This window comes from Blattabacteriaceae bacterium, from assembly GCA_036390115.1.
GTDB lineage: Bacteria > Bacteroidota > Bacteroidia > Flavobacteriales > Blattabacteriaceae > DASQPV01.
In genome coordinates this window covers 201,866-208,875 of sequence record DASWCM010000003.1, presented here as the reverse complement: position 1 = coordinate 208,875, position 7,010 = coordinate 201,866, and the positions used below count along the sequence as shown (strand labels likewise).

Below are 7,010 nucleotides of genomic sequence, written 5' to 3'. Positions count from 1 at the left end.
GTGAGGTATATCACCGTTATCCGAATCCTTTTCAAGTAGAACTTAAGAAAGAGATCTCATTTATTAAAAATATTTGTGATAAAAAAATATTTATTGGGAATGGAAGTGATGAAATTATTGATTTGATCATACGAATCTTTTTCTACTTTAATTTACATTAACAGAACTTCATTTACTTTTGTAAATGAAGGTATTATTGGAAAAACGTTATTTTCTTTTTCTATAATTACTTCAAGAAAGTAAGGACCATTACTTTCATAAAACATTTTTGTTATTGCTGTAACGAGATTTTTCCTAAACTGTACTTTTTCTCCATAAATTCCATAGGCTCTAGACAACTTAATAAAATTTGGATTGACTAATTCAGTATACGAATAACGTTTTTCGAAGAAAAGTTGTTGCCACTGCCGTACCATTCCTAAAAAATTATTATTGAGCAATACAATTTTTACAGTAATATTGCTCTGTAAAATGGTTCCGAGTTCTTGAATAGTCATTTGAATGCTCCCATCTCCTGTTACGCAAATTACCTGGCGATTTTTTTTTCCTCCAATTTTAGCACCTATAGATGCTGGAAGGGCAAATCCCATTGTCCCAATACCTCCAGAAGTAACTTGGCTCCTTTTAGGAGAAAAATTAAAATATCTGGAAGCGATCATTTGATGCTGTCCTACATCAGTTACTAATATTGCGTTATTTTTTTTATACTGATTTATTTTATGAATGACTTCTCCCATAGTAAATTTTTTAGGATTCGGATAAAGATCATTTTTTAAAACAATTTTTTCCTCTTTATTTTTTAAATATAAAAAATTTTTTAGCCATTCTCCATGACTCTTTTTCTTTACAAGAGATGTAAATTTCGGTAATGTAATTTTGCAATCTCCAAGTATTTGGAGAATACAAGGGATATTTTTATCAATTTCGCAAGGATCTATATCTAAATGAATAATACTTGCTTTTTGGGTATATCCATTTATATTCCCTGTTACTCTATCATCAAATCGCATCCCTATAGAAATAAGAACATCGCACTTATTGGTTAAAACATTTGGAGCATAGTTTCCGTGCATTCCTAGCATTCCCATAAAAAGAGGATGTTCACTATCTAATGCACCTAATCCTAGGAGTGTACAGGCAAATGGTATTCCTGTTTTTTCAACAAATTTTTTTAATTCCTCTTCTGCATTAGCTAAAATAACTCCTTGTCCAAATATTATGAATGGCTTAGTTGCAGAATTAATTAGTTCAACAGCCTTTTTAATTTTATTTATGTAAATAATCTCTTTTTTATACTTTTCAAATCCATAAGGGCCCCCATAAAAATGGATTCTCTGAAACTGAGCATTCTTAGTAAGATCAACAAGTACTGGCCCAGGTCTTCCAATTTTAGAGATATAAAAAGCTTTTCGAATAGTTGGATAAATATATTCTGCATATGGAACTTGAACATTCCATTTCGTGACAGATAAAGAAATATCGATGATATTTATTTCCTGAAAAGCATCAGTTCCAATTAAAGAAGAGGATACTTGCCCACTGATACAGACAATGGGGGAGCTATCCACCATCGCATCTGACAATCCAGTAACTAAATTAGTGGCTCCAGGTCCAGAAGAAGTAAGACATACCCCAACCTTTCCACTAACTTTGGAATAACCTTGAGCAGCATGAATAGCCCCTTGTTCATGCCTAGTTAAAATATGATTAATATATTTTTCTCTCATAAAATGCATAACATCATAAACAGGCATGATTGTCCCACCTGGATAGCCAAATACATAATTAACTTTTTCATCTAAAAGAGACTTTATCAAAATTTCAGAACCACAGCATGTTTTTCCCCTATACATGCTATTTATCAGTAATGCATCCTTCTTCTGCAGAAGATACCAATTTAGCGTATTTATATAAATATCCCCTATTTTCTTTTAGGGTAGGAGGGGCCCATTTACTTCTTCTTTTTTGAAGAACTTCTTTTCCAACTTTTAAAGTTATTCTTTTATTTTTAGCATCTATACTTATTAAATCTCCATCCTCAACTAAGGAAATTGGACCCCCAACTTGGGCCTCTGGACTAATATGTCCAATCACAAAACCATGAGAACCACCAGAAAATCGCCCATCTGTAATCAATGCAACATCTTTTCCCAGTCCTACCCCAACAATACAAGAAGTTGGCTTGAGCATTTCTGGCATTCCTGGGCCTCCTTTAGGCCCGACGTATCGAATAACGACTACGTCCCCAACATGAATCTCCCTATTTAAGATGGCTCTATTCGCTTCTTCTTCAGAATTAAAAGTTCTAGAAAATCCAGAAAAAATAAACCCTTCTTTCCCTGTAATTTTAGCTACTGCTCCAGAAGGAGCAAGATTACCGTATAAAATAACTATATGCCCATTTTTTTTAATGGGACTATTTAATGGATATACTACTTTTTGAGTAAAAAACATTTCATCAATTTCAGGATCAGGAAAACCCTGAATATTTTCTTCCAATGTTCGACCTGTTACAGTTAGACAATCTCCATGCAGAAACCCGAATTTGAATAAATATTTCATTATAACAGGAGTACCTCCAAAAGGAGATAAATCCTCCATAAGATATGAACCACTAGGTTTTAAATTTCCAATTAGAGGAACCTGTTTATTTTTCTCTTGAAAATCTTTTAGACTTATATCAATTTCAGCGGTTCTAGCAATAGCTAACAAATGCAAAACTAAATTAGTTGACCCCCCTAAAGCAACAGTCAACGTTATTGCATTTTCAATAGATTTTTTGGTAACTATATCTTTGGGCTTTATATTATCTTCAATAAGTCTTCTTATTGCGGGACCTATTTTATGGCATTCTTTGTATTTTTCATAACTAGTTGCTGTAAAAGAAGAAGAACCAGGAAGAGTCATTCCCATTGCTTCCAATGCTAATGCCATCGTATTAGCAGTATACATTCCACCACATGATCCTGAACTTTGACAAGAATTTTTGATAATGTTCCGATATTCCTTTTCTGAAATATTATTCTCTTTTTTTTCCCCTAAAGCTTCAAATGCTGAAACAATATTAAGTTTTTTACCTTTATAGTATACGGAGGAGGAACTTCCTCCGTATACTATAATAGCTGGTCTGTTAAGTCGAAGCAAGGCCATTACTGCCCCAGGCATATTTTTATCACAGCCAGGTATCGCTACTAAACTATCATAATGATGTGCGTATCCAACAGTTTCTATGCTATCTGCAATAAGTTCCCTAGAAGGAAGAGAATACTGCATTCCAGATGTCCCCATTGATATACCATCACTTACACCTATTGTAGTAAACTGAAAGCCAATCATTGATTGGCTTTCTATCGAAATTTTTACTTTCTTTCCCAACTTATTTAGGTGCATGTTACATGGGTTCCCCTCATACCAATTGCTTACAATTCCCACTTGAGCCTTTTTAAAATCTTTTTCTTCTAGTCCAGAAGAATAAAGCATAGCCTGTGCTGCGGGCAAATCTAGCGATTTAGTAATTTTAGAACTAAAATGATTCGTTTTTTCTATTTTCTTCATATTTTTTTTTAAAATGCTAAAAGTTTTTTTGGAAGATTTAGGAAAGAAAGATTATAAAGAAACATGGAAATATCAACGCGTACTTTTTGAGAAAATAGCTCATTTTAAATTTTTGAAAAAAAATAGAAAAGTACCGTCAAATTATTTACTATTTGTTGAACATCCCAATTCTTATACTCTGGGTATGGGGGGAGATGTTCAACATTTTCTTTTGTCTGAAGAAGATTTTAAAAGATTTGGAGCTTGTTTTTACAAAATTGATAGAGGTGGAGATATCACTTTTCACGGAGAGGGCCAACTAGTTGTTTATCCAATTTTAGATATGGAATACTTTATTCCTGATATTCTTCAATATTTACGAATGCTTGAAGAAGTCACAGTACGGGTTTTATACTGTTATGGTTTAAAGGGGGAAAGATCATCTGGAGAGACTGGGGTATGGATTGATGTTGGAACTTCCAAAGTTAGAAAAATTTGTGCAATAGGAATTAGAATGAGTAGATGGGTAAGTATGCATGGTTTTGCTATTAATGTTAACACTAATTTGAAATATTTCAAATATATAATACCGTGTGGGATTAGAAATAAATCAGTAACCTCTCTAGCTAGAGAGTTGCATGAAAAAATACCAATGAAAGATCTGAAAGAAAAGGTCAAAAAATCATTTGAAAACGTATTTGATGTAGTGATTCTAAATTAGAACTAGAGAGAGAAGACATATCTTTAATTTTGTTTTATATTTTTTGCTTAATAAATAGCATTTGGGGCAGGAATTTTTTTATTAAAGGAGTATGACTTTAATGGCAATATGAATGGGTTACAGGGTAAATAACGTTTTATTGTAGAAGTATATTCAAAAATAATTATTTATATTTGTTAGGTTAAGTGTGAATATTATGTATTTTTTTATTGAGACAGCAAATCTGTAAAAAATTCGTCAAGCAAAAGATTTAGGAATAATTGATGGAGTAACTCCAAATCCATCTTTAATAGCTAAAGAAAACATCATTGTAAACAGGAATATTTTTAAACATTATCAAAATATTTGCTATCTAATTGAGAGGGATGTAAGCGTGGAAGTAATTTCCAATGATTTTTATGGTATAGTTAAAGAAGCGGAGTTTTTAGTAGATTTACATCCACAGATTGTCGGAAAAATCCCCATGAAAGGCTTAAAAACCGTTCGGTATTTTTCCGATAGAAACGTTAAAACAAACTGTACATTAGCATTTTCTCTTAGTCAAGCAATTTTAGCAGCTAAGGCGAGAGCTTCTTACGTTCAAGATTTTTCTTATAATAGCTTAAAGGATATAAGACTAGTTTATAATAATTATGGTTTTATAACTAAAATTCTTGCTGCTTCAATCCAGAATCCAATGTGCATTGGAGAATGTGCTAAAATTGGAATAGACGCTGTCTCTACACCTTTAGAAACACTAATAGAAACACTAAAGGCGTGCTCCAAAATGGAATAATTGCACTTAGAAAAATCAAGCACCAAAAACCTTATATGCTCATATATAAAAAAAATAAAAAACCTAGAAAAGGAATAACATCTATCATAAAATTAAAAAGCAATGAATTTTCGCATATAAATAGACACTTTAGTAAAAGTTAAGGTCCCATATGTGGGGTGCACAGACAGAACGTTCAAGAAGTAATTTTAAGATTGTTCTATGCCTTCGTAGAGCTTTTGCCTATCTTAAAAAAGCTGCTGCTTATGCTAATTTTGATTAAGGCTTAATCGAGGAAAAAAAAAGGAATTTAATATCACAAGTCTGTGATGAGAGTGGTAGTTTGGCAAACTGTACACATTCTGATATGAATCTTAATGAGGTCATTAGGGGCACACTTACCCTACAGCAATGAGTATTTAAAGAATTGGTGTATGTGGGCTAAAAAAAACTGCAAAATTCCTTTACTGAGGCTTTTAAAGAGATAGAGGAAGACGCTACGCCATTAACACTGGCCTACCGCTGTTGTAACTGCATCTACTCCCGTTTATCTCACCTTAGGTAAAACAGCTTTCTGTAATGAAGCTATCTAATGATAGATAGCTTCTCTGTATGCAAGCACTTTGCATGGTTTGTGCTCAGGTAATGAGTAACGATGTTACAATTTCTATAGCAAATTCTTTTGGAAATTTAAAATTAAATGTTTTTAAACTGGTTATAATTTTTTACAATCAGCTCGTTTGATAGGAGATGCTTGTTACCTTCAGTATAAATTGTGTCGATGGAATTATTCCGAATTCAGAAAGGAAAAAAGAATTACTTGATCGATCTCTAATGCTTGATACAGTATTAAATACAAAAATTGGATATGAAAAATCAGCAATTATTGCTAAATCAGCAGACAAAAAAGGTGAAGGAAGAAGCTATACGTTTGGGTAACAGTTTGATTCTTGGGTAATACCAGAAAAATGACAATAAATCTATATTATCTAAAGAAATAAGTAGAAGATTGTACTTTCTCCAATAATTTTTCTTTTAAATCTATCAATCCTTCTTTATTTTTTGAAGAAATGAAAATGGGTTGAAAAGATAAGTTTTTCTTTATATGGTATTTAATATTTTCATTAATTAAGTCAGATTTAGAAATAACTATTAAACGAGGTTTCTCAAGCAAACATGGATTATACTCTCGGAGTTCAGACAAGAGTATTTCATACTCTTTTTCAAAATCTTTAGAGTTTGCTGGAATAAGAAAAAGAAGAACAGAATTTCTTTCAAGATGTCTTAAAAATCTATATCCTAGTCCTTTACCCTTAGTAGCTCCTTCAATCAGACCTGGAATATCTGCCATAATAAAATCCCTATAATCAGAACAAAAAACAATCCCTAAATAAGGAGTTAGGGTCGTAAATGAATAATCTGCAATTTTAGGTTTAGAGGAGGTAATTGCAGCTAATAGACTAGATTTTCCTGCATTTGGAAATCCAACTAACCCTACATCGGATAAAAGTTTTAGTTCAAGAATAATCCATCCTTCTCTACCTTTCATCCCATATTGAGAATAACAAGGTTTAGAACTTCGGTAAGTCCAATTACCTAATCCCCCTTTTCCTCCTTTGAAAAGGATTTTTTCCTGATTATTTTTTGTAATCTCGAGAAGAATTTCATTTTTATCATTTTTTACTACTGTCCCTATTGGGATTTCTATAACGCAGTTTTTACCTTTTGCTCCACTTAGTCTATTCTTTCCCCCAGGAAACCCGTTTTCAGCTATGTGATGCTTTTTATATTTTAAATGTAAAAGAGTCCAGCAGTTATGATTTACTCTAAATATTACATTTCCTCCATTTCCTCCATTTCCTCCATCTGGACCTCTAAATTTTTCTCTACGAAAATGTACAGATCCAGATCCTCCTTTTCCACTTTTGCAGTAAATTTTAACGTAATCTATAAAATTTTTATACATTTTATTTTAATAAAACAATAATTCTCCTTAAGAAT

General features: G+C 32.2%; 5 protein-coding genes and 1 pseudogene. 3 read left to right on the top strand and 3 right to left on the bottom strand.

The genetic code is table 11. From position 1 onward, the window contains the following. Positions 1 to 152 precede the first annotated feature (152 nt). On the bottom strand, positions 153 to 1,853 hold the full coding sequence (gene ilvB, locus VF849_01295; GenBank protein HEX9232663.1) for a biosynthetic-type acetolactate synthase large subunit: 1,701 nt from the start codon (positions 1,851 to 1,853) through the stop codon (positions 153 to 155). A gap of 1 nt (position 1,854) precedes the next feature. Then, on the bottom strand, positions 1,855 to 3,555 hold the full coding sequence (ilvD, locus tag VF849_01290; GenBank protein ID HEX9232662.1) for a dihydroxy-acid dehydratase: 1,701 nt from the start codon (positions 3,553 to 3,555) through the stop codon (positions 1,855 to 1,857). Positions 3,556 to 3,568: 13 nt separating this feature from the next. Between ilvD and lipB the strand changes: the two genes are divergently transcribed. The 3 genes and pseudogenes from lipB to fumC all read left to right on the top strand — a co-directional run bounded on the left by lipB (position 3,569) and on the right by fumC (position 5,921). Beyond that, on the top strand, positions 3,569 to 4,255 hold the full coding sequence (lipB, locus tag VF849_01285; GenBank protein ID HEX9232661.1) for a lipoyl(octanoyl) transferase LipB: 687 nt from the start codon (positions 3,569 to 3,571) through the stop codon (positions 4,253 to 4,255). Positions 4,256 to 4,487: 232 nt separating this feature from the next. Beyond that, the gene (locus VF849_01280) at positions 4,488 to 5,030 is read left to right on the top strand and encodes a transaldolase family protein (GenBank protein ID HEX9232660.1); all 543 of its coding nucleotides are present in this window, start codon (positions 4,488 to 4,490) and stop codon (positions 5,028 to 5,030) included. A gap of 594 nt (positions 5,031 to 5,624) precedes the next feature. Continuing rightward, positions 5,625 to 5,921: pseudogene (fumC, locus tag VF849_01275) on the top strand (class II fumarate hydratase). A 73-nt stretch (positions 5,922 to 5,994) separates the two neighbouring features. Here the strand turns inward: fumC and obgE are convergent. Next, a complete protein-coding gene (gene obgE, locus VF849_01270; protein ID HEX9232659.1) occupies positions 5,995 to 6,975 on the bottom strand; it encodes a GTPase ObgE in 981 nt (326 codons plus the stop codon). Positions 6,976 to 7,010: the final 35 nt, after the last annotated feature.

Coding starts and splice junctions, on each gene's coding strand:
- ilvB (HEX9232663.1), bottom strand. CDS start 1,853: ATGTATAGGGGAAAAACATGCTGTGGTTCTGAAATTTTGATAAAGTCT.
- ilvD (HEX9232662.1), bottom strand. CDS start 3,555: ATGAAGAAAATAGAAAAAACGAATCATTTTAGTTCTAAAATTACTAAA.
- lipB (HEX9232661.1), top strand. CDS start 3,569: ATGCTAAAAGTTTTTTTGGAAGATTTAGGAAAGAAAGATTATAAAGAA.
- obgE (HEX9232659.1), bottom strand. CDS start 6,975: ATGTATAAAAATTTTATAGATTACGTTAAAATTTACTGCAAAAGTGGA.